Source organism: Paenibacillus pectinilyticus, from assembly GCF_001700435.1.
Classification (GTDB): Bacteria; Bacillota; Bacilli; order Paenibacillales; family NBRC-103111; genus Paenibacillus_E; species Paenibacillus_E pectinilyticus.
Genome location: NZ_LYPC01000028.1, coordinates 734,476 through 757,858, shown reverse-complemented (window position 1 = coordinate 757,858; position 23,383 = coordinate 734,476). Strand labels below are relative to the sequence as shown.

General features: G+C 40.1%; 14 protein-coding genes. 13 read left to right on the top strand and 1 reads right to left on the bottom strand.

Annotated elements, in window-relative coordinates; translation table 11 throughout:
• Positions 1-45 precede the first annotated feature (45 nt).
• The 9 genes from A8709_RS30980 (at position 46) to A8709_RS30940 (ending at position 16,097) form a co-directional block, all read left to right on the top strand.
• Complete coding sequence (locus A8709_RS30980) at positions 46-1,602, top strand: extracellular solute-binding protein (RefSeq protein WP_065858512.1); 1,557 nt, start codon at positions 46-48, stop codon at positions 1,600-1,602.
• A gap of 24 nt (positions 1,603-1,626) precedes the next feature.
• Entirely contained in the window at positions 1,627-3,822 is a 2,196-nt protein-coding gene (locus A8709_RS30975; protein ID WP_065858510.1) for an AraC family transcriptional regulator, read from the top strand.
• A gap of 243 nt (positions 3,823-4,065) precedes the next feature.
• Positions 4,066-4,971, top strand: coding sequence for an ABC transporter permease (locus A8709_RS30970; RefSeq protein WP_065858508.1), 906 nt, complete (start codon positions 4,066-4,068; stop codon positions 4,969-4,971).
• Between the two features lie 2 nt (positions 4,972-4,973).
• Positions 4,974-5,843: a carbohydrate ABC transporter permease gene (locus A8709_RS30965; RefSeq protein WP_065858506.1), complete on the top strand. Its 870-nt coding sequence runs from the start codon at positions 4,974-4,976 to the stop codon at positions 5,841-5,843.
• 71 nt (positions 5,844-5,914) lie between these two features.
• Positions 5,915-7,507: a type 2 periplasmic-binding domain-containing protein gene (locus A8709_RS30960; protein ID WP_065858503.1), complete on the top strand. Its 1,593-nt coding sequence runs from the start codon at positions 5,915-5,917 to the stop codon at positions 7,505-7,507.
• 107 nt (positions 7,508-7,614) lie between these two features.
• The gene (locus A8709_RS30955) at positions 7,615-10,245 is read left to right on the top strand and encodes a glycosylhydrolase-like jelly roll fold domain-containing protein (RefSeq protein ID WP_065858501.1); all 2,631 of its coding nucleotides are present in this window, start codon (positions 7,615-7,617) and stop codon (positions 10,243-10,245) included.
• A gap of 27 nt (positions 10,246-10,272) precedes the next feature.
• Positions 10,273-11,850 (top strand): glycoside hydrolase family 43 protein, encoded by a 1,578-nt coding sequence (locus tag A8709_RS30950; protein WP_065858499.1) that lies wholly within the window; start codon positions 10,273-10,275, stop codon positions 11,848-11,850.
• A 243-nt stretch (positions 11,851-12,093) separates the two neighbouring features.
• Positions 12,094-13,065: an aldo/keto reductase gene (locus A8709_RS30945; protein WP_065858497.1), complete on the top strand. Its 972-nt coding sequence runs from the start codon at positions 12,094-12,096 to the stop codon at positions 13,063-13,065.
• 1,223 nt (positions 13,066-14,288) lie between these two features.
• Positions 14,289-16,097 (top strand): sensor histidine kinase, encoded by a 1,809-nt coding sequence (locus A8709_RS30940; protein ID WP_065858495.1) that lies wholly within the window; start codon positions 14,289-14,291, stop codon positions 16,095-16,097.
• Positions 16,098-16,128: 31 nt separating this feature from the next.
• On the opposite strand, the gene A8709_RS30935 is transcribed toward A8709_RS30940, so the two are convergent.
• Positions 16,129-17,742 (bottom strand): response regulator transcription factor, encoded by a 1,614-nt coding sequence (locus A8709_RS30935; RefSeq protein ID WP_065858493.1) that lies wholly within the window; start codon positions 17,740-17,742, stop codon positions 16,129-16,131.
• Between the two features lie 501 nt (positions 17,743-18,243).
• On the opposite strand from A8709_RS30935, the gene A8709_RS30930 reads away from it, so the two are divergent.
• The 4 genes from A8709_RS30930 (at position 18,244) to A8709_RS30915 (ending at position 23,364) form a co-directional block, all read left to right on the top strand.
• Positions 18,244-19,587: an ABC transporter substrate-binding protein gene (locus A8709_RS30930; protein WP_065858491.1), complete on the top strand. Its 1,344-nt coding sequence runs from the start codon at positions 18,244-18,246 to the stop codon at positions 19,585-19,587.
• 107 nt (positions 19,588-19,694) lie between these two features.
• The gene (locus tag A8709_RS30925) at positions 19,695-20,642 is read left to right on the top strand and encodes a carbohydrate ABC transporter permease (protein WP_065858489.1); all 948 of its coding nucleotides are present in this window, start codon (positions 19,695-19,697) and stop codon (positions 20,640-20,642) included.
• Positions 20,643-20,648: 6 nt separating this feature from the next.
• Positions 20,649-21,482, top strand: a complete 834-nt coding sequence (locus A8709_RS30920) for a carbohydrate ABC transporter permease (protein WP_065858486.1) — start codon at positions 20,649-20,651, stop codon at positions 21,480-21,482.
• A 7-nt stretch (positions 21,483-21,489) separates the two neighbouring features.
• Positions 21,490-23,364, top strand: a complete 1,875-nt coding sequence (locus tag A8709_RS30915; protein WP_065858484.1) for an MGH1-like glycoside hydrolase domain-containing protein — start codon at positions 21,490-21,492, stop codon at positions 23,362-23,364.
• The last annotated feature ends 19 nt before the right edge of the window (positions 23,365-23,383 follow it).

The window sequence follows — 23,383 nt, the reverse complement described above, 5'->3', positions numbered from 1 at the left end:
ATGATATAATATTTAAATAGTTGCAAATAGAAAGGGGCAAGAAAGATGGCAGTACAATCAAGAATGACGCGGATGATTGCATTGTTAGCCGCAAGCGTATTGCTTGCCCTAATAGCGGCAGGATGTACAAGTACTAGTTCAGAAAATAAGGATAATGCAGCTGGAAAAAATTCTGAGAGTGAACAGAAAAAGGAAGTTAAGACAGTTAACATTCTCATGTTCAGTGATTATGGAAGAATGCCTGGACCAGAAGATAAGCAGATGAAATATGTTAAAGAGCAAACTGGTATTGTAGTTAACACCTCAACCCTCCCTTGGAATGGTGGCACTGACTTTACAAAGGGTTTAAATGTTAAGATTGCTGCCAATGAACTACCGGATTTGTTCTTACCTCAAGGGGTTGAAGATACGCTGCTAAAGCAAGGTGCTTTGCTAGCCTTGGATGATTTGCTGCCACAGTATGCACCTACCTTATGGAAGGCAATTCCTCAAGATGTGTGGGAAAGTGTGCGAGCCAATTCTCCAGATGGAAAAATTTATTTTATCCCGAGAGTTAATTTGTATCCAAGATATAGTTCATTGATTCGTAAAGATTGGTTAGACAAGGTTAACATGAAGATACCGACAACGAAGGATGAATATGTTGCTGTTCTTAAGGCATTTCGCGATCAAGATCCCAACGGCAATGGATTAATGGACGAAATTCCTACTAGCGGACGAGAAGCCGGGCGTTGGATGGATGACATATTCTTGATGTACGGTGTTGCCATGGTAGAAGGTAACCCGGTTTGGGATTTGTATAACAATGAACTGGCGTACTCCGCGGTTACTCCGAATATGAAAGCAGCCCTTATATTTGCCAGAGAACTTTACAAAGACAAATTGCTGGATAATGAAACATTCTTGAATAAAGAATTGACATGGAAAGCAAAGATTCAACAAGATAAGGTTGGCGTCTGGTATCATGTTCCCTATGGTATTAAGCAAAACTTCTTTGAAAATTTGCCTAAAATAAATCCGAATGCCTATATTGTCGGAATGCCGGTACCCAAGGTAGAAGGGTTTGACAGTTTTACCCCGAGACCGCTCATCAATAATATGGAGTGGGCCATTCCTAAATCATCCAAAAATGCAGTGGAAGCTATGAAACTCCTTGAATTTTATGCGAAGCCCGAGAATCGTAATTTTGCTTCTTTTGGAATTGAAGGCGAGCATTATGAAATGAAGGATGGCAAAAAGAAGCGACTGCCTATCAGTTCGGATCAAACTTATCTAATCGACTTATTTCCAGTTATAACAACGGAGCAGATGGCTATGACGCTTCAGGATCAGTATGAACCGAAGGTTGCCCAGATGATGATAGATGCGATGATGGTAGCTGGAAGAGATGGTAAACGGATTGCCGGGGATGGCATTCCTATATCGATATATGATGGCTTTCCGGACATTAAATCGAATAAGCTCTATCAAGAATACATGACCAAAATTATTGTTGGTGATTGGCCGATTGAAAAATTTGATGAATTTATTCAAAGATGGAAAAGCAGTGGTGGAGACGAAGTCACGAAACGGGCGCGTGAATGGTATGCTAAGAAGAAATAATGAGGGAAAACGGCAGGGGAAAGCATGAATGTATATAAGTACAAGGCGAAACTGATTTTCTCGAATATCAAAACTAGATTAATTCTCATACTTACACTGGTCATTTGCCTCGCTATTGCTTTGGTTGGTACTGTCATGTACAGCCTCGCCAGACATTCACTATTAGAGGAGATTAAAGTTCCGCACCAGCAGATGTTGACCTTCGCCAGGGACGATGTTGACAGGAAAATGAACGATATTATGACAACATCTATTTATGCTGTTCTCGACCCGCTGACGATCGATTTCTTGCGTTATGACAATCATAAAAGTATGGATACCATACTTGGGGTTGTGTCCATGTTGGATACATTAACTCAAAACAATTCGCTCATTGACAGTATCTATCTATATGATGAAAAAAATCGCCATGTTGTTGGCAGTTCTCCTTTTGGGTTTAATTCCAGTATGGATACCTTTGGTGACAAAGGCTGGTTGTCTCAATTGTCTTTAGCTGAACAGGACGCTAACAATGTGACTTTCGCTAAAAGGATGAAGGATCAAGGTGAAATGATAAGTTTCATTAAACGGATATACGAAGATAACAAAATATCCGGATACCTTATTATAAACTTAAAATCATCCAAACTATTTTCCCAAATCATTCCGGAAGGTACTACTAATAATGAGGCAATCCGAATCATTCAAGACTCAAAAGGAGAAACTTTATTCTCAATTGGTGAAAATAATAAAGTGCAGCTGAACCCCAATAAATATTTTATTACTCGCCTGACTTCAGCCTCAACGCAATGGAATTACGTTTATGCGGTCCCTCAGAAACAGATTTTTGGCAAATTGTATTGGATTCGGACGATGACTTTCATAGTGTCCGCGGTTACAATGTTGATCGGAATGCTGATTATTTTCCAAGTTAACCGCATTACGTTTAGACCTATTGAACGATTGATTAAAACGGTAAGGAGCCATCGGAATGAAGCGTTAGAGGTTGACTTCACTCAGTTGGAGTCTTATGTCGGCAGACTGCTCACGCAACTAACTTTTTTGCATGGCAGTAACAAAGAACTAAAAGCCAAATTTATTCAAGATATGGTTTATGGGAGACTGCGCCGTAAGGAATTTGATCGAAAATGGCGGTTGCTTTACTCAGAATGGCGTTCTGACTTGCCTGTTTATGCGGTTATTGTTTCGGTGGATGCCTATTACAATTGGTTGAATGGGTACAAGCAAGATGATCAGCTATTACTTAAGTTTGCAGTAGGTAATATTTTCGAGGAAATTCTGGGGGAGAGTTTTAGGGTGCAGTTTGAAGATTTAACTCAGGATCGAAGTGCCCTCATTGTACAACCCTTGTCTACTGATACGGATTTGCCTATGCTCTATGATAAACTTTTGAATGGGATTGAAGTGGCGGATAAACTGTTGAAAATTTCATTATCAGTAGGTGTCGCCGTATCGCTAAATCCGATTAGCGGTGATCTCAGCAGTCGCTACAAGCAAGCTGAGGTGTTGTTGCTAGATCGCTTATATATGGGGTATAAAAAACTTCATGTGCCGGAGCAAGCCTTACCCTATTCAGAAGCGCAAGGCCCTGGCTCTAAAAATGAAACTATTCATGAAATAGTTCAAGGCATTAAAGAAGGAAAGACGGAATATACAAACAGCATTTTAGAAAAAATGCGGATGGAGTGGGAAACGTCAAATTCAAAACCTCTGCACGTATACCGTTGGTATTCCAATGTAATTAAGGAAATGATAACGAAATTCAGAGACCCTGAAGATGAACAGTTTCAGGAAATCATGGATGCGTTGGATTCCCTTCAAACGTTGACGTTTTCAGATTTGCATCAAATGGCATTGGATGAAGCTAGCCACCTAGCAGAAGAAGTGAAGAGACGCAAACCAACAAAGCATGAGAATTATTTTAGGAAGATGATCGAGTACATTCAAGACCATTATCCAGAAAATATTGGCGTATCGCACGTAGCGGAGGCAGGTAGCATTAGTCAGTCGCAGGCAAACGTCCTCTTTAAACAAGAAACCGGAACTTCGATTTACGATTATATTACACAAGTACGAATTGAGAAAGCGGAAGACTTACTTAAGAATACGAATTTGAAGGTCATTGAGATTTCTGAGAAAGTTGGATACGCTAGCGAGAACAGTTTTATTCGTAACTTTAAAAAAATTAAAGGGATTACACCAGGAAAATTCAAAGAATAAAAAGACTCATATTAGAAGCGGAAAAGCTGAAAAAGCGCTCCGCTTCTATTTTTTTTATCTTCATTTTCAATAAATCATATCTATATCCACCATTAAACCGGTAATTTGCTGGATTTAGTGATGTATTGAGGAACTTCGAGGTTGAGTACAGATACAGATGGCCGTATTGTTGGATCAAATAGAAATGGAGCAGTCAGTTAGAGCCGATGCTAATCACATTTCTAACATCAGGGGGGAAATAAGGTGAAAGCAGTTGCATCTCATCGAATGAAGGTGTTTTGGCCGCTATATGTCATGGCCATACCAGGTATAGTTTTTCTCATTATATTTAAGTACATTCCACTTGCGGGCTCCGTAATCGCATTTCAAGACTATTCTGTGTTTAAAGGTTTCTTGGATAGCCCATGGGTTGGCTTTAAAAATTTTGAAACGCTATTCCATTATCCCGATTTTATGAGGGTGTTCAGTAATACATTGGTCCTTGGATTTCTACGAATTGTAATCGTATTTCCGATCCCCATTCTTTTGGCGCTCATGATCAATGAAATTCGAAAATCGGCCCTGAAGAAGGGAGTTCAAACGGCTCTGTATGTACCACATTTTCTATCATGGGTCATCGTATCTGGTATTGTGTTTGATTTATTCTCAGTAAGCGGATTGTTTAACATTGTAATGGGATGGTTTCACCATGAACCTACTTTGGTTATGCAGGAAAGCTCCTATTTTCGTGTTGTATATGTGTTGACTTCCATTTGGAAAGACGCGGGATGGGGAACAGTTGTCTACATGGCAGCCATCAGTTCAATAGATCCACAGTTATACGAATCAGCGATGATCGACGGAGCATCTAGATTCAAGCAAATCCGGCACGTTACATTTCCGCTGCTGCTGCCGACCGTGTTGGTGTTGCTATTACTTGAAATCGGCAACTTCTTGGATTTAGGTTTTGACCAAGTATTTAATTTACAGACGCCAATGACTTATAGCGTAGGGGATATCTTAGATACTTACGTGTTCCGGACAGGCATACAGCAAGGGCAATATAGCTTCGCGACTGCCGTCGGACTATTTCAATCTTTAATCGGATTCATTCTGGTATTTACGTTCAACAAGTTATCTAAAAAAGTGTCAGACGGGGGGTTGTGGTAAGCATGCTTGAATCTAGAGGGGAAAAACTATTCGGTTCAGTCGTTACAATTATCCTCCTGCTTGTATCCGTTATAGCAATGATACCACTGCTTTCTGTGCTCTCGACATCGTTCAGTTCTAAACGGATGGTGGATATGAATCTGGTCACCATCTGGCCGAAGGAATTTACGCTCGCTTCCTGGGATTTTATGATGTATCGTCCCGACCTATGGAAGTCGTTCTTTTTGACGCTGGGCACAACAGTAATTGGAACGATTTTGGCGCTGCTTGTCACGGCCCTTCTTGCATACCCATTGTCGAAAACGGAATTTCGCTGGGGGCCAGTCATTATGATCGGTGTCGTGATTGCAATGATCTTCAAAGCGCCGCTTGTTCCTTATTTTCTGACAGTTAAAGGTATCGGGCTTTACAATAACCCATTGGTGTTAATCATCCCCCATATCTTAAATCCATTTAATTTAATCATTATGCGCACATTCTTCAAGCAGTTTTCCAAGGAGTTGGAGGAAGCTGCGTTCATAGAAGGATGCGGATATTTCCGCATGCTGTTCCAATTCGTACTTCCGCTTTCTAAGGCCGTGTTAGCCACGTTGGCTTTATTCTACGGTGTTGTGTTGTGGAACCAGTTCCAGCATCCATTGATGTTCTTGCAAGATACGAATTTATTTCCGCTGCAAATCAAGATTCGTCAATTCATCACGGACGATAACGTCTTGGTCACGGGAGCCGTCTCTACAGCTGGTTTAGCTTATAATGAGCGCACACTTCGGGCGGTAACGGTTATTTTTGCCATGATTCCTGTTGTCGCGGTATATCCGTTCTTGCAAAAGTACTTCGTTAAAGGAGCTATGCTCGGTTCTGTGAAAGGGTAAGCTTACATTGGTTTTACGGCTCATAGAGTCTTGGAACATATACGATTTCAACTATTAGGGGGAAACTTGGAATGGTCATTAAAAAGCTTGGGGTACTCGCGACCGTCAGTGCTCTTGCGTTTACAGTCGTGACAGGCTGTAGCGACAAAACGAATTCATCCGAAAGTGCAGCTACTTCGTCGGCTAAGCCGAACCAGGAGGCAACTGCGAAAGCCGAAGATATTGTAGATATTGAAGTTTGGGGAACAAACATTGGGTATAAACCAACCGAAAAAGGCAGCAAATTGTATGAATTTTATAAAGAAAAATTAGGCGTAGGCGTGATTAGCCCGTATGTGGAATGGAATGGTGGAACTGCTTATTTAAATCAGTTAAATCTAAAAATTGCTTCCGGTGAACTGCCCGATTTGTTTTTACCCCAGCAGGGTCTCGAAAATAGTTTAGCAAAAAACGGAGCTATCGCCGATCTGACCGATTTGCTGCCGAAATATGCGCCTAATTTATGGGCAGCTATTCCGAAGGATATGTGGGACATTGTGAAAGCGAATGACCCAACGGGCCAAGGCAAAATTTATTATATCCCTGGCATGGTCGATTACGGAAGATACTCGGGGATGATCCGACAAGATTGGTTAGACAAACTGGGCTTACAGATGCCGAAGACCCAAGACGATTATGTTAAGGTTTTGGAAGCATTCCGGGATAAGGATCCTAACGGCAACGGACAGAAAGACGAGCTTCCAACTGGCGGTCGTCAAGAAGCGCGCTGGATGGATCAACTGTTTGCGATGTATGGTGTAGCTATGTTTGAAGGCTATCCGGATTGGGATCTATACGATGGCAAATTAACATATTCCGCAGTATCACCGAATATGAAAGCTGCTCTAGAGTTCATCTCCAAGCTGTACAAAGACGGATTAATAGATAAAGAATCCTTGCTAAACGATAAAGCGAAGTGGGACGGAAAGGTTGCAGCTAACAAAGTAGGAAACTACTTTCACTGGGCAGAACAAACCAATCTTTATTTGGATAATTTGCAAAAGAACAGCGGTGTGAAAGGTACTTTTGCTTCACTTCCACTACCAGAAGTTCAAGGATACAAGGGCTTCTATACCTGGAAGCGGTTCACACCTCCAGCGTGGGTTGTAAAGAACAATAAAGATCAAAAGAAATTGATGGCAACGTTAAAGTTACTGAACAATATGTATGACAAAAAGAATTGGAATGCTTTGTACCTTGGTGTTGAAGGCATGCACTATACGATGAAGGATGGAAAAGCCGTCAAATTACCGGATGACAAGAGTACCCAAGAAAATCTTATTCTTGATCCTTATTCCAAAATTTCAACGCTTGATTTTACAAGTAATCTCTTAAAGAGCACTGCATCGGAAGACAGAATGTGGGAGATTGATCAAACCGTTCAAATCATGAAGGATGCTCAGAAGTATGCGAAAGTCATTGCTGGAGATGGAATGCCGGCAAGTGTCTATGACGGGTTCCCAGATATCAACAATCGTACACTCTATATTGAGTACGCTAGCAAGATCATTACAGGACAGTTCCCGATCAGTAAGTTTGATGAGTTTGTAGAAAAATGGAACAAATCGGGCGGCGAAGAGGTTACGAAGCGTGCTAGAGATTGGTATGCAAAAGTTAAAAAATAAGTTGTGAGTGCTAAATATCCGCGCGGCTTCTCATTGGAGTCGGGCGGATATTTCCATCCAAGATGGGGATTGAAACAATCCCGGCTGATATTAGGGGGCTTAAAATTATGAGTAATCGTCTTAAGGAAGTACTTGAGGGTCAAGAACATAATTATATCCTTCCTTTTCTCTGGCAACATGGTGAGGAAGAAGAAGTGATTCGTGAAGAGATTGCCCGAGTACATGAATCGGGCATCAGAGCAGTATGTATTGAAGCTCGTCCTCATCCGGATTTTCTTGGCCCAAAATGGTGGACAGATATGGACATTATTATGGATGAGGCTCGGAATCGCGGAATGAAAGTATGGCTGCTGGACGATGATCATTTTCCAACTGGCCATGCTGCGGGGAAGGTGAAGGAGGCTCCGAAGGAGCTCCATCGCAAATTTTTGGCTGAACGCTACATCGATACCCTCGGTCCTGCACAAGGAGCTTCCCTGCTGCTGGATACTTTGTTACTGCGTGGGCTCAGACCAACGATATCTCACACCGAGCGAGCAACTGGCAAAAATAAATTAATCTCCGTTGTCGCGGTACGCCGAGATCCTTCGACTGGAGATTTACTTGATGGAAGTATCGACATTACTGATCTTGTGCAAGACGGTATCCTCTATTGGGATATTCCTGAAGGGTACTGGCGCGTATTTATTATGTCTGAAAATAAGGATGGCGGCAGCCTACAGCAGGAAGATTATCTGAACCCGCTAGACCGAGATTCCGTTCGTATTCTACTCGACAAGGTCTATGAAGCTATGTATGAACGCTACAAGGAAGATTTTGGAAAGACGTTTGCTGGTTTCTTCTCTGACGAGCCTGGATTTTATAACGATAAGACGACATTTGACTTCCATTCAAGACCTGGTAAAAAAGGAGTGCCACTTCCTTGGAGCAGTGAAATGCCGGACCTATTTGAGCAGGCATTAGGGAAGGATTATCGTAGGGTTCTATATCTTATCTGGCAGGACACGGGTCAACAGTCCAATATCGTACGTTACACTTATATGAATATCGTCAGTAAGCTTTACGCGGATAACTTTTGCAACCAAATCGGAGAGTGGTGCAGAGCCCGTGGGGTAGAATATATCGGGCATGTGCTTGAGGACAACAACGTGCATGCGAGACTTGGACCTGGCGCCGGACATTTCTTCCGTTCGTTAGGAGGACAAGATATGTCAGGAATTGATGTGGTGATGTGGCAGATCGTCCCGGGCTTCGATGAATTGCCTTTCCGATGGCCGGCGGGGGAGACCGATAGCGAATTTTTCCACTACGGCCTCGCGAAGCTTGGCGTATCACTAGCACATAACGACCCCAAAAAACAAGGTAGAACAATGTGTGAAATGTATGGGGCATATGGCTGGACAGAAGGCTTGAAGCTAATGAAATGGCTTACAGACCATATGTTAGTCCGCGGTGTCAATTATTTTGTTCCGCATGCTTTTTCTCAAAAAGCTCCAGATCCGGATTGTCCGCCGCATATGTATGCAGGTGGGAAAAATCCGCAGTACCGCTATTACAAGCATTTAAATCAATATATGAATCGGATTAGCCACCTGATTTCAGGTGGAAGGCATATAGCTTCTGCTGCTGTCGTTTATCATGCTGAAGCTGAATGGTCTGGAGAAGCAATGTATTTCCAAAAGCCAGTGAAGCAATTAATGCAGCATCAGATCGACTGCGATGTACTACCTATCGACATTCTTCTAGGAGCAGCAAGCGTGATAAACAACAAACTGCACGTTAATAATGAGGATTTCCAATGCCTTATCGTACCCTATGCCGAAGCTCTTCCCACGGCGATGATTCGTCGTTTGGTGACGTTTTCGGAACAAGGGCTAGCAGTTCGAATTGTAGACGGACTACCGGTACGAGCTAGCGAGGGCACTGAAGTTACTGCCGAACTAGCTTTCCTTGCCAATCACCAGAATGTAAAGGTTGTTGCTTTAGAAAATCTGGCACAAGTGCTTACTGCTGACGGACATTATGAGATTAGCGTCGACGAACACGCGCCGTATCTTCGGAACTACCACTATTTGCATGACGGGTTAGATGTTTTTATGTTCTTTAACGAGCATCCGCATCAAACGATTCGTAGGCAAGTAACTTTGCCTGTCCAAGGTGATGTATATGCTTATGATGCATTTAGTAATCAGTTGACTCGTTTGCAAGCAACTTGGGGGAATGTGGTGGAGGTCGTTCTTCATCCGTATGAGTCAATCGTACTGCTGCATGGTACTGCCCTTGAAGGTTATGATGCATTGCCGCAGAGTACAGTTGGCTCTGGAGTTGAGCTAAAGGGCGAATGGAAGGTATCCACTGCAGAGTCTGAGCATTATCCTCATTTTAAGGAATGGGGAAAGCTGGGGGCTTTAACGAATATGAGTGGGCCTAGTTATTTACCTCGATTTACAGGCACATTCCGTTATGAGACGGAATTTGAATGGAACGAGTCTGCTGACCAAGCAATTTTAGACTTAGGTGAGGTCTATGAGACGACGCAAGTGTGGATCAACGGTGAGGAAGCAGGCGTACGCATTTGTCCGCCTTACCGCGTTGAGATTCATGGCTTAATCAAAGAGGGCAAAAACAAGCTAGTTATCGAGGTTACGAATACGTTGGTGAAAGAGCAGCCCGATTTCTTATCGGCATTTGCGCAGCAAGAACCTAGTGGACTTCTTGGGCCTGTAAGATTGATCTGATTATGATAAAGATATAGGAGATTACAGATGAATACCATTGTGAATCCAATTTTGCGTGGCTTTAACCCCGATCCCTCCATCATTCGTGTCGGTGATGATTACTATTTGGCAACATCTACCTTTGAGTGGTTTCCGGGCATCCAGATTCACCATTCCAGAGATTTAGTTCACTGGAGGATATTGCCCCATCCGTTAAATCGAGTTTCTCAACTGGATATGCTAGGAAATGTGAATTCGGGCGGAGTCTGGGCTCCTTGTTTAAGCTATGATAACGGAATATTTTATTTGATTTATACCGATGTAAAATCACGGAAAGGTGCGTTCAAGGATACTCATAATTATTTGGTAACCGCAACGAACATTCTTGGGCCGTGGTCAGAACCAGTATATTTAAACAGTAGTGGATTCGATCCTTCTTTGTTCCATGATGAGAGCGGTCGTAAATGGTTACTCAACATGATCTGGGATCACCGTAAGGGGAGAAATAAGTTCGGAGGCATTGTGATTCAAGAGTACTCGGTTGATGAAAACAAATTAACTGGCCCAGTGTCTACTATCTTCCAAGGAACGGAACTCGGCTTTACAGAAGGACCACATTTATACAAACGTAATGGCTACTATTATTTGATGATAGCTGAAGGAGGAACGAAATACGAGCATGCTATCACGATGGCACGTTCAACCTCCATACTTGGGCCGTACGAGATAGACCCCAATTATCCGATGTTGACAAGCTATGGAGCGCCGGATCTGCTCCTTCAGAAGGCTGGTCACGGTTGCTTGGTCGAAACTCAAACTGGAGAATGGTATTTGGCGCATTTATGCGCTAGACCCACTGTAGAGCATTATTGCACGTTAGGTAGAGAGACGGCTCTTCAGAAATGTATTTGGGATGTTGATGGGTGGTTGCGCTTGGAATGTGGAGGGAATCGTCCATCGGTAGAAGTCACTGCCCCTCAACTTCCGATTCACGCATTCAAAAGCGAAGCGGAGAAGGATGATTTTGATGAGCAACAGCTAGGTCTGCAGTGGAACACCCTTCGGATTCAGCCTGACGCAAGTTGGCTCTCTTTGCAGGAACGAAAAGGGTATTTGCGTTTGCGGGGGATGGAGTCATTGAGCTCATGGCATCGACAAAGTCTTGTGGCAAGAAGACAACAGTCGTTTAGGTTTGAGGCTGAAACTCAATTTGAATTTGAGCCGGAGCATTTTCAGCAAATGGCTGGATTAATCCTTTATTATGATACGGACGATTATGTATACTTGCGGATTACACATGAGGAAAAAATGGGAAAGGTTCTTGGTATCATTCAGACGGTTCAAGGTCAATATGACGAGCTGCTTCAGATCGAAGTATCGGTACCCGACGTTACCCCAATTAGACTCAAAGCGACAGTTAATCGGGAAAAATTGCAATTTGCATACGCTATTGAGGAAGCAAATTGGCATTCAGTAGGAAATGAAATTGATATCCGCCATCTTTCGGATGATGCCGCGTTTCCGTTACGCTTCACAGGTACTTTTGTTGGCGTATGCGTTCAAGACTTGAGTGGAACTCGATTGCACGCAGATTTTGACTATTTTATTTATAGAGAGGTATATTAATCTTAATTGCAGATGGTGCAGGACAATTCAGTTAAATAGATTGTGTGACATAAAAAGAACCAGAAGAGCTGGTTCTTTTTATGTTTTTAGGATGGGGGAGTGGGTTTTATTAAACTAAATGGTAAAAGAGTTAGGTGCAATCGGAATGTTTAAATTGATTAATCCTGTAAACAGACTTGAGAATATGAGAAGATAAGATTTAAATGGCTTCTCTACAAAAATAAACAAACACGGAGGTCAAAAATGAGATATAGAAACATACCCGGTACAGAACTAACGCCATCTGTCATTTGCCTAGGTACATCGAATTTAGGTGAAACCGTGAGTAGGGATACTTCTTTTGAACTGATGGACCGCTTTTTGGACAAGGGAGGAAATTTTCTCGATACCGCTAAAGTATACTCCGATTGGGTGCCAGGCGAGCGAAGCCGCAGTGAAAAACTCATTGGGCAATGGTTGAAGTCGCGCAATAACCGTAGCCATATAGTTCTCGCAACCAAAGGAGCCCACCCCGAATTGGAGACGATGCATATACCTCGCTTAAGCCAGGAAGACATTAATTACGACGTGGAACAGAGCCTCCGCCATTTGCAAACGGATTATATCGATCTGTACTGGCTACATCGGGATGACCCACAGCGGTCGGTAGAAGACATTATCGATACGATGAATGCGTTGGTGCAAAAGGGCAAAATCCGATATTTCGGATGCTCAAATTGGAGGTCAGAACGAATAGAAGCTGCACTGCAATATTCATTAAGCAAAGGATTGCAAGGGTTTGCTGCCAGCCAAACTAAATGGAGCCTTGCTTCGTATTATCAAGGAAGCGATCCTACACTGGTTACATTGGACAAAAATGAGCTTGCTTATCACGAACGTACAGGGATGCCTGCAATCCCTTATAATGCACAGGCCTCAGGCTTTTTTAGCGGCCGATATAAAAGCGAAATGTTACTCGAACCTAGTCCTGAGAATAAAAACGTATGGAACCTTTGTAATGAAAAAAACTTACATAAGCTAAAAAGTGTCGAATCGATCGCGGAACGTTTGGATCTAACGATGACCCAGGTGTCTCTTGGTTACTTACTTGCTCATCCGTTTCCTGTCTTTCCGATTTCAGGTTGCAAAAATAGCAGTCAACTGGAGGATTCTTGTGCCGCTGGAGACGTTATGCTTGATGATCAGGCCTTTGTTGAGCTACGAGGTATGGATTAAAAAAACGAGGCTGCCGTGGATTGATCGGTCGCCTCGTTTTGCTATTAGGGAGGTAATTAGCCATTACCGACTAGTAATTCGTGAAATAAGATCCTCAAAACATATCTTCACAACTTTGTAATTCGACTATATAAAAAAACATAAAACCATTATGATGTATGGTGGTTTTTTCTCTTGAGAAGATAAGGTAGTTGAATAGCGACAGAGCGTTAAGCTAACCAGCTAATAACTTGTCAAGATTTTTCAATAGAAAAGCGAGAAGATGGTGCTATACTAATTACTGAGCATGCCAATAACCCTCCAAAATTGCTTTGGAAAGTTTTTCTTTGATTTCGTTTGATTTCCAATTAAATCATCTCGAGGTACGCTTCTCTTCGTTTAAGCATGGCAAATATCCAATGTAGTAACTTGTTCACACATGCGATCATAGAGCTCAATAGATATCAAGAGAAGGCTGCCGGCACGATGTCCTGTTAGCCTTTTTTTATATTACTATATTACTGTTGAGTGACATTATTGTTAGTAATTAATCTAAGCGTTAATATTATAAAGTTCCGATCTTTCAGATTGTCGGAACTTTATTATTTAATTGGATGTGAAATAATGATTAATGTGGTGAAATATTCGTAGATTGCGAAAATTGGAAATCGAACTGTATTTCTAACAGTATACAGCCGCGCTTAAACTAATCAAGTAGTCATGCAGTAATTGCATCAAGAATTACGTTTGGCATCGCCTGAACAATCCAGTAAATATAACTTTACATCTGTCTATGAATTCAATACCATTAATATGGCGAAGCCTTAAATGAACAGGAAGACAAGGCCTTAACTATTAACTTCTTTGTTTATATCCAGTGATACATCATGCTCCTCATGATTGTTGGTAACATGCTCAACTCCACCGCCAATATATCCCTATATCTTTTTTACCGTGAATAAAAAATGTAATTACAAGCATTGGAGGGGTAGCTTTTTTTAGTTTCTTATCTTGGTTTATCTTTTCTATAATCAATCGATGAAGGAATTTGTGCGGTGCATACTTCTCAAAGGGTTTGCTTGATCAACTATACGGCATTGAATGTAATGTCGCATCGGTCGAAATCTTTCGAATTGGAGAAAGACATAACTAATCTATAGAGCGAGCTGTTCCAGAAATTAGAGTGGTAGTCATTTATAATAATTATATTTTGCAGTAAATTCACATAGAAAGGAGATTTCTTCTTGAAAAATATATTGGTTGGGAAACGATATAGCACATACTTCAAAAATACTAAGTTCAAACTTAAAACTTTGATGATTTGGGGTTTAGTTGTCCTTCTAATAATATTTATTACTATCACTACTTTCTTGTTTTTGGGATTTTTTAAGCAGCTTATAACAAAAAGCATATATGAATCGCAATTGTCAAATGCCGTGAAATTAGTGGATATACTCGATTTGAAATTACAATATCAATCTCAAATCGCTCGTACAATATCAAACAACGAAAAAATCCAGAATATAGTACTAAGTAAACCTATCAATCTTTTGACCCAAGTAACTAATAACAGGGAAGTAAAAAAGATACTTCTGGACTATTCTGGTTCAATGAATGGTATTTATTCTGTGAATATATTTACAAAAAATTTCTCAGAACCCCTAAATACGATAATGGAAGGCAAGTACGTCGACGATGTTGCTGCATACGGAATAAACGATTATAGTTTTTTTACAAAATATGTTCAAAACAATACTCTATATAAATACAAAGATGATATCTATTTCAATGTTTCAACGGATAAAAGCTTGGGTGCCCCCATGTTGACAACCATCAAATGGATAAAAGATTTAAATAATGAACAAATAGGCGTTTTGACGATACTACTTAGGTTGGATTACCTTTTTTCTGCTCTCGAAGATATGAAAAGCCACAAAATTGCGGATTTATATATAATTGATAATGAAGGTACGACTATATACAACTCGAATTATGATAAAATATCCACACATTTCAATGTTATTTCAAGCTTAAATGAAATTCATACAATCAAAAATGGAAATCTAATGAAAATTGTAAATGGAAAAGAATATATTATTACGTTCAAGCACTTCAATTCAATTGATTGGACTGCTATCGAGATAATGCCGTATGACGAACTTTTTAAAGGCTTCCATTCGGTGTCCAATAAGATCATTATTTCTATACTCACAATAACAATTATTATGATCATTTTGGCCGTGTTGCTATCAAATACAATGACCAGAGGATTAAAAAAACTACTAGTCAATATTAGAAATGTTGAAAGAGGGAATCTTTCGGTTAATATTGAGTCTAGTAAAATTATTGAAGTTGAAATCCTTAATATTAGTTTTGAGGAAATGATGAAAAAAATACGGAACCTGCTGAAGGAAATTGAAATCGCTAACAAAAAGGAAAGAGATGCCGAACTTATGGCTCTGCAGGCACAAATCAATCCTCATTTTCTCTATAACACCTTGGATGCAGTCTACTGGATGACTGACGATAAGGATGTCGGAGAGATCATTAGCACTTTAGGTAGATTCTTTAGGCTAAGCCTGAACAAAGGAATGGATGTTGTATCTGTAACTCATGAATTGGAACATGTTAGAAAATATGTTGATATTCAGATGAAGATCTATAGAAACCGCTTTGAATTCATAGAAGTGATAGATGACAACGTCAGCAAGTTCCATATATTAAAACTGATACTTCAGCCATTGGTTGAGAACGCGATACTTCATGGCCTGAATCAAAAAAAGAAAGATGGGCTGATTAAGCTCACTGCAGGCATTACTGGGGAAGACTTGATTTTTTCTGTTGAAGACAATGGCACAGGTGTTGTAACCGAGGATATGCAATCCATACTCAATAATGTGGTAGAAACAAAGGGATATGGAATAAGAAATGTTAATGAAAGGATTAAGATAAAATATGGAAACCAGTACGGTCTCTACTATGAAAACAAGGATTCGGGGGGGACTATTGCTAAAATCATTCTCCCCCTGATAGCAAATGCAACAGATACGTAAGCAAAGGCAATACATTTTTGTATAAGACAATCTAAATATTAAATGCTGTGTTATTTCTGAATCCTTTTGGTGTTAAACCTACGCTTTCCTTGAAAATATTACTGAAATATTCTTCACTTTCATAACCGACAAGATTAGCAATTTCAAAAATTTTATATTTGGGATCGGCAAGTAACAGTTTTGCTTTTTCCATCCTTGTATTTATTAGATATTTCTTAAAAGTAATTCCCATTTCCTTTTTGAATAGAGTGGTGAGATAGTTTTCTGAAAGGAAAATTTCGTTTGAAATATCTCTTAAAGTAATATTCCTGACATAATTTTTTTGAATATAATCTACCATGAAATTAACTGCGCTGCTGTAATTGTTATTATTTTTGTTTAAAGCTTCTAGCATGACGGTATTCAATACATCTCTAAGCCATTTATGGATTTCTTCAACTGTCTCAAAACTGTTTAATTGTTCCCATATCAAAAACTCGTTACCTATTGAATTTTCCTGCTGCGTAAGTTTCTTTGCCAATGTGAGCAGTTTGAAACTGACACTTAAGATATATGGATAGGAACACTTATTACCTTTGGCAAGATAGGCGTAAAATTCATCAACACATTTGAGAGTTTGTTCATATTGAAGCCTTTCAATAGCTTGAACAAGCTTCTTTTCATTTTCCAAGCAGATTTCATCTGCCGAATTGTCAATTTTATTTATATCCGTGTACTTAATTAATGATTTTTTTCCAAACAACAATTTGTGCTTCAACGCTTCAAAGGCTTCTATAAAGGATCGTCTAGCATCAAGAACGTTCTCTACGATTGGGCCATATGTGGCGGTTATGGAAAAATGTGTTATGATTTCTGCCGAATTCATAAGATTGTGTAGAACCCAAATCACCTTGTTATTTATGAAATTAAAACCCAGTTTTTCATCAAAAAACATAACAATGGCAAACCTATTTTCGTTTAGTTTTAAAACAAGATTTTTGTCATTGCTTTTTTGAGCACTAGTTTCAATGATTTTGTAGAGATCAGAAATGATTTTACCTTTATCCAAAGACTCCATAGAAATTCCTTTAAGATTATCAATTTCTACCAGGGAGACTACGACTTTGCCTTTCATTATGCCTGGTTTTATTTGAGTAAGCTTAATAAACAAATGATTGGAGTCCTCTATACTATCTTCAAGAATACTCAAAACTAAATGTTTAAATACAATATCCATATTCTCCCGATTTTCCAGGAGAATTTGCTCTTTTTGAAGTTCTTCATAATTTTCCTGATTTAAAACTTCTACCAGCTTTTTCAAGGCATTCTCAACATCTTCTTTTGATGTGGGCTTGAGCAGATATTCCATAGCTTTTAATTTTACAGCCTTTTGAGCATATTCAAATTCACTGTAACCGCTGATAATGATAACCTTGATTTCTGAATTTACTTTTCTCAGAGATTCAATAAGCATAATCCCGTCCATGATCGGCATTCTGATATCTGTTATAAGAATATGGGAGTCTAGCTCTTTAACCAGCTTTATGGCCTCTAACCCATCACTGGCTGTTCCGACAAGTTCAAGTCCCAGATTTACCCAATCGATTTTACGTTTGAAGCCTTCCAATACGAATTCGTCATCATCAGCCAGAATGACTTTGTACATAGTTTTATGCCCCCACAGAATTTAATTGAATTGATCTCCTTTATTTTCTTCCCGAAAATCCGAACTTGTAAGCGCTAGCAAAAATGCAAATGCCCTTCATTACAGTGTGTGAGAGTGCTGACTACAATACGTCTGGAGTTCTTCCTTTCTCTTTGTGAGTAGTATAGTGAACTAACCATTCGAGAATCGGGGCGCTCCTATTTTTATGCTGACAATTATATGTTCAAATATTACATCTTTAAAGTGTTTTGAGCAACTTTACTTTATGGAAAGGGAACTAATATTTCATATTTCAATTAACACATCTATTTTTAAAGTATAGGGATTAATCTATAAAGAATTGCTTAATATTTCAAAGATTCGTTATGTTGTTTGGAAGTACCCTAGGCACTATAGTTTAGATATATCAAATGCAGAACCGAAAGGTCCGTTGTATAAAATGTAAACGGTAACAGCCGAAATGCATTTTGATACAAACATAAATCAAGGGGGAATTCATCAATGCAAAAGAAGAAAGTCTTGCCGATTGTAGTTATGATTGCATCCGTATCTCTTATATTGGCGGGGTGTGGAAATCAACAGACGGAAACACCTACTGCCAAGGCGACTTCTGCTCAGGAGATGAAAGAAACAGCAGCGCCAACGGCTTCCAATTCTCAGAAACAAGATATCAAGCTGACAGCTATGACTTGGGACAGCGGTGAAGGTTTAGCTCTTGAGCAAAAAATGATGGATGCCTATACGGCACAACATCCCAATGTCAAAATCGAACTACAGAGCGTTGTTCAAGGGTACGATGAAAAATTGAACATTCTTAATGCATCGGGCGAAACCCCGGATATTTTCCTGATGTGGAACACGCCACAGTTTGCTGATTCGGGAGTTGCGGAAGATCTAACCCCCTACATTAAAAAAGATAATTTTGACATGTCTATTTATTATGATGTTGTAGGCGCTTGGGCAAAGTACCGTGACAAGATCTACGGCCTTCCCAAAGATTTCACCCCGAGAGTTATTTTCTACAACAAGAAAGTTTTCGACAATGCGAATGTTCCTTACCCGAAAGACGGTTGGACATGGGATGAATTTGCCGACACCGTGAAGAAACTGTCAAACGGTAAAAAAGGCAAAGATGCACAATATGGCTTTATTGCCCTGTCAAGTCAAACATATCAGCTTGCAGGCTATTTATGGTCTAACGGAGGAAGTGAAGTGAGTCCTGACGGAACGACTGCAAGCGGTTACGTTGATTCTCCGGCTGTTGTTGAAACAGTAAAATGGTATAAAAAGATATTTGATATGTCAGCAAGGTCATTAATCGCTACTGGCGAAGGAAATCCGGGTAATGCCGAGTTTATGTCTGGCAAGGTTGCTATGATGGATAATGGCAGTTGGCCTCTTGCCGATCTGACCAAGGATCCAAACTTCCAGTTTGGTATGGTAACTCCTCCTGTACCAAAAGCCGGTATGCAATTTAAACCTGTAGTACACAGCTCTACATGGTCCATGTTTGCTAAGTCTAAAAACAAAGATGCGGCGTGGGATGTTATCAAGTTCTTAGGAGGGCCCGAGGTTTCCAAGATCAATTCCGGTTCTGGGTATTCCCCTTCAGCGATAAAGAGTGTTGCAGCGGAATTGAAACAGGATCAGGGCGTGATGAAGCCGTTGTTCGACGTCATGAAGCTTCCGACAAACGTACCTGAGTTCACGAAAAATCCAAGATTCTTTGAAGCTGATGCAGAATTTGGAAAGGCAAGTGAAAAAATATTTCTGAATAACGAAGACCCGCAGAAAACTTTGAGCGAAGCAGCCAAAGAAATGGATAAAATACTGAAGAAAAAATAATTGAAATGTAAATGTTATGTTGTGGCAGATGGTAGAGATACTATCTGCCACACTCATCTAATAATTCTTCAGCATGATTGATAATTAAGTGACTGGGAGATATATCTATGGAAAAAGTTGTGAATCAATACTCGGGAAATTATATTTTAGCTACTAAAAAGGTGGTCAAACGTAGAGCAGGCCTTTCGGAGTCAACTATGGGATATGTATTCATACTGCCATGGATTATTGGGTTTATTTGTTTTACTTTAGGACCCATGCTCTTTTCGCTGGTGCTAAGTTTTTGCAGATGGGATTTGTTTAAGGATTTAAAGTTTATCGGGTTTGAAAACTATATCAATATTTTTACGGATGATCAGTACGCTTTGTCAGGGTTAAGGAAAACATTAACATTTGTTGTTTTTGAGGTTCCGTTCCAACTGGTGATTTCAATGTTGGTTGCACTACTGCTAAACCAGAAACTGAAATTCGTAAAAACTGTAAGATCTTTGGTTTATCTGCCTGTTGTGCTATCAGGAGCCGTAGCAGGACAAATGTGGAAATTTATGTATAACCAGGACCTTGGCATTTTCAATTATTTTCTGAGCATTTTTAACGTTCAGGTGCCCTGGATTACGGATCAGAAGCTTGCTCTTTTTTCTGTTGGATTTACAGGTTTATGGGCTGTGGGAACATCCATGATTCTATTTATTGCAGCATTGAAGCTCATTCCCGAGTCCTATTATGAGGCGGCTGAGATTGATGGCGCAGGTTCAGTTCGAAAGTTTTTTAATATAACCTTACCTATGCTGACACCAACAATTCTTTATAATTTAATAACAATAATGATAGCTCAATTCCAATGTCTTGCACCTTTTCTTGTAATTACAGGAGGAGGACCAGCCAAATCTACCTATGTATATTCCCTTTATGAATTCCAAACAGCATTCAAATATCAACGCATGGGATATGCTTCAGCTTTATCTTGGGTGATGTTTATCATTGTGCTCGTGATTACGCTTGTTGTTATGAAATCTAGTAAAAGTTGGGTATTCTATGAATCAGAAAGGAAATAGCAGTCGATGGATATCAAAATGACGACAAAGAAAATAAGCAGCTATTTTATGATACTAATATGCGCAATCGTATTTACATTCCCCGTGTACTGGATTTTTACCAAGGCGTTTAATGGACCGGAGGGTATTTTGGCATACCCTCCGGAAGTGATACCAAAGACTTTTAGTTTTGATAATTTTAAATATGCAGAAGAAACCTATCATATTTCTAGGATGCTACTCAACACAGTTGTTGTATCTTGTCTTTCGGTAATTGCAGCAACGTGTTCATCCGTGTTTGTTGCTTATGGCTTTGCTAGGCTAAGTTTCAAAGGGAAAAGCCTGCTATTTTCAATTGTGCTTGCCAGTATGATGCTTCCTTGGGACATTACCATAATTCCGCAATTTATTGAATTCACGAAGCTTAATATGACAAACAGTTATTACCCGTTAATTTTACCGCTTTGCTTTGGCGTTCCATTTTACATTTTTTTAATTAGGCAGTTCATTATGGGCTTACCTTATGGTTTGGATGAGGCAGCTCTAATTGACGGATGCAACAGGTTCGACATTCTTACAAGAATTCTTCTTCCGTTGTTGAAGCCGGCAATTACAATGGTTGCTGTCTATCAGTTTCTGGCTTCATGGAATGACTTTTTAAATCCACTTGTATACCTGAATAGCAATAAACAGTTTACGATCTCAATGGGTATATATTATATGAACAGCTCTATTTCAGGTGTTGATTGGCCTGCAATTATGGCTGGAGCCGCTGTGGCTGTGGTTATTCCGATTATTGTATTTGCTGTTTCACAGAGGTATTTGATTGAAGGCGTGGCAATGAGCGGACTAAAAGACTAACTGGATAATGGATTCAATAGAACGTTATGAGGAGAAAAAGAAAATGAAAGAATACATGGACCTTAAAAGGTCTTTAATTAAAGGCTGGAACACTTGGAATACACGGAGTGTTCTCTCTCATGTGCTTTTGCCTGAAGGGTTTGCTGTCAACTTGTGCTTGTTGGATTACGGAACAGGGGATTATCTTAGGGAAGCCTTAGTTGGTAGACCGGACGGAGTAGGGAGTGGACAGCGACAGGATAACAGAGCAGAAAAAGTATTCCTTGGCGGACACTCTTATGACGGGAGCTACACGGAGTTAAAACTGGTTTGGCGGGGAACCGAGATTACTGTCCAGAGCGCGACAATAGGAACTGAGCTCGTTATTCGAATAGTACCGGAGAAATTGCCTCTTTATCCTCCTTCTCTTATCGTGGAGACGGGTTTTCTTTGGGGCAGAATGGGAAATGTGTGGATTGAAGAAGAGGCTATCATTGCCTCTACGCCCGAAAGCAAGATTTCTGTCTATACTGTACAAGAACAAATCAATGAACCTAGAGTCGCTTCACTGACTCCGTATTTGGCACTGCGTCTCGATAAGCCGATTGAAATTTGCGTAGGAGCAAAAAGAAATTCGGAAGAAGTCATAAAAATGATTGAAGAAAATAAACAAATGTACAATAAAGAGAAAGATAAATATGGAAACAGGGCAGAGCTATATGCTGCAATGCAGTGTAGTTTAGCTTGGGATACTATTTATGATCCTATCAAGGACAGAGTGATTACACCCATAAGCAGGATTTGGAATTGCGAATGGGGTGGCTATGTTCTGTACTGTTGGGATACTTATTTAGCGGCATATATGGCCTCTTTAGACAACAAGGAACTAGCCTATTGCAATGCGATTGAAATAACGCTTGAAAAAACAAAGGGTGGATTTGTTCCGAACTGTTCTTCTGCAAGCGGGTTCAAGACCTTGGACCGTTCGCAACCTCCGCTTGGCTCAATGGTTATTCTGGAGCTGTACACAAAGTTTAAGGATATCTGGCTTATTGAAATGCTGTTTGACGATCTCTTGGAATGGAATAGGTGGTACTGCAAAGCTCGCGAAATTGAAGATGGCCTATTGGCTTTAGGAAGCAATCCATATGACCCTATTATAGGTAACTATTGGGAAAGTGCCGGGGTAGGCGATATCTACGGTGCTGCAATGGAATCAGGCCTCGATAACTCACCAATGTATGATGAGGTGATGTTCGATAAGGATAAAAGCTTGATGATGTTAGGGGATGTAGGACTCACCAGTTTATATATTATGGATTGCATGTCTTTAGAAAAGATAGCTTTAATCATCGGAAGGCATGCCGAGGCGACTGAAGTAAGCAAAAGAGCGCAGAGATTCAGCAAAGGATTAAGCAGGTTGTGGTGTGAAGAAAAAGGTATATATCTAAATAAAAGAATTGATAACGGAATTTTTAGTGATCGGATTTCACCGACTAATTTCTACCCTCTGCTGACTGGCAGTATTCCCAAAGATAATGCTGAAAAAATGATTGAGAAACATTTTTATAATCCTGATGAGTTTTGGGGGAAATGGATGATACCCTCTTGTCCGCGTAATGATCCGAGCTATATGGACCAGGATTACTGGAGGGGCAGAATATGGGCACCTTTAAATTTCTTAGTTTACATGGGTTTAAAGAAGTATGATATGGCTACAGCAATGAAAGATCTGGCAGAAAAATCAGAAGAACTATTTCTCAAGGAATGGCTTGAAAACCGTCATATCCATGAGAATTATAATGCTGATACCGGGGAAGGATGTGATAAGCCGAATAGTGACAAGTTTTATCATTGGGGAGCTTTATTGTCGCTGATTGCATTAATTGAAGCTGGATATTGATAATTATGCGTTCGCGGAG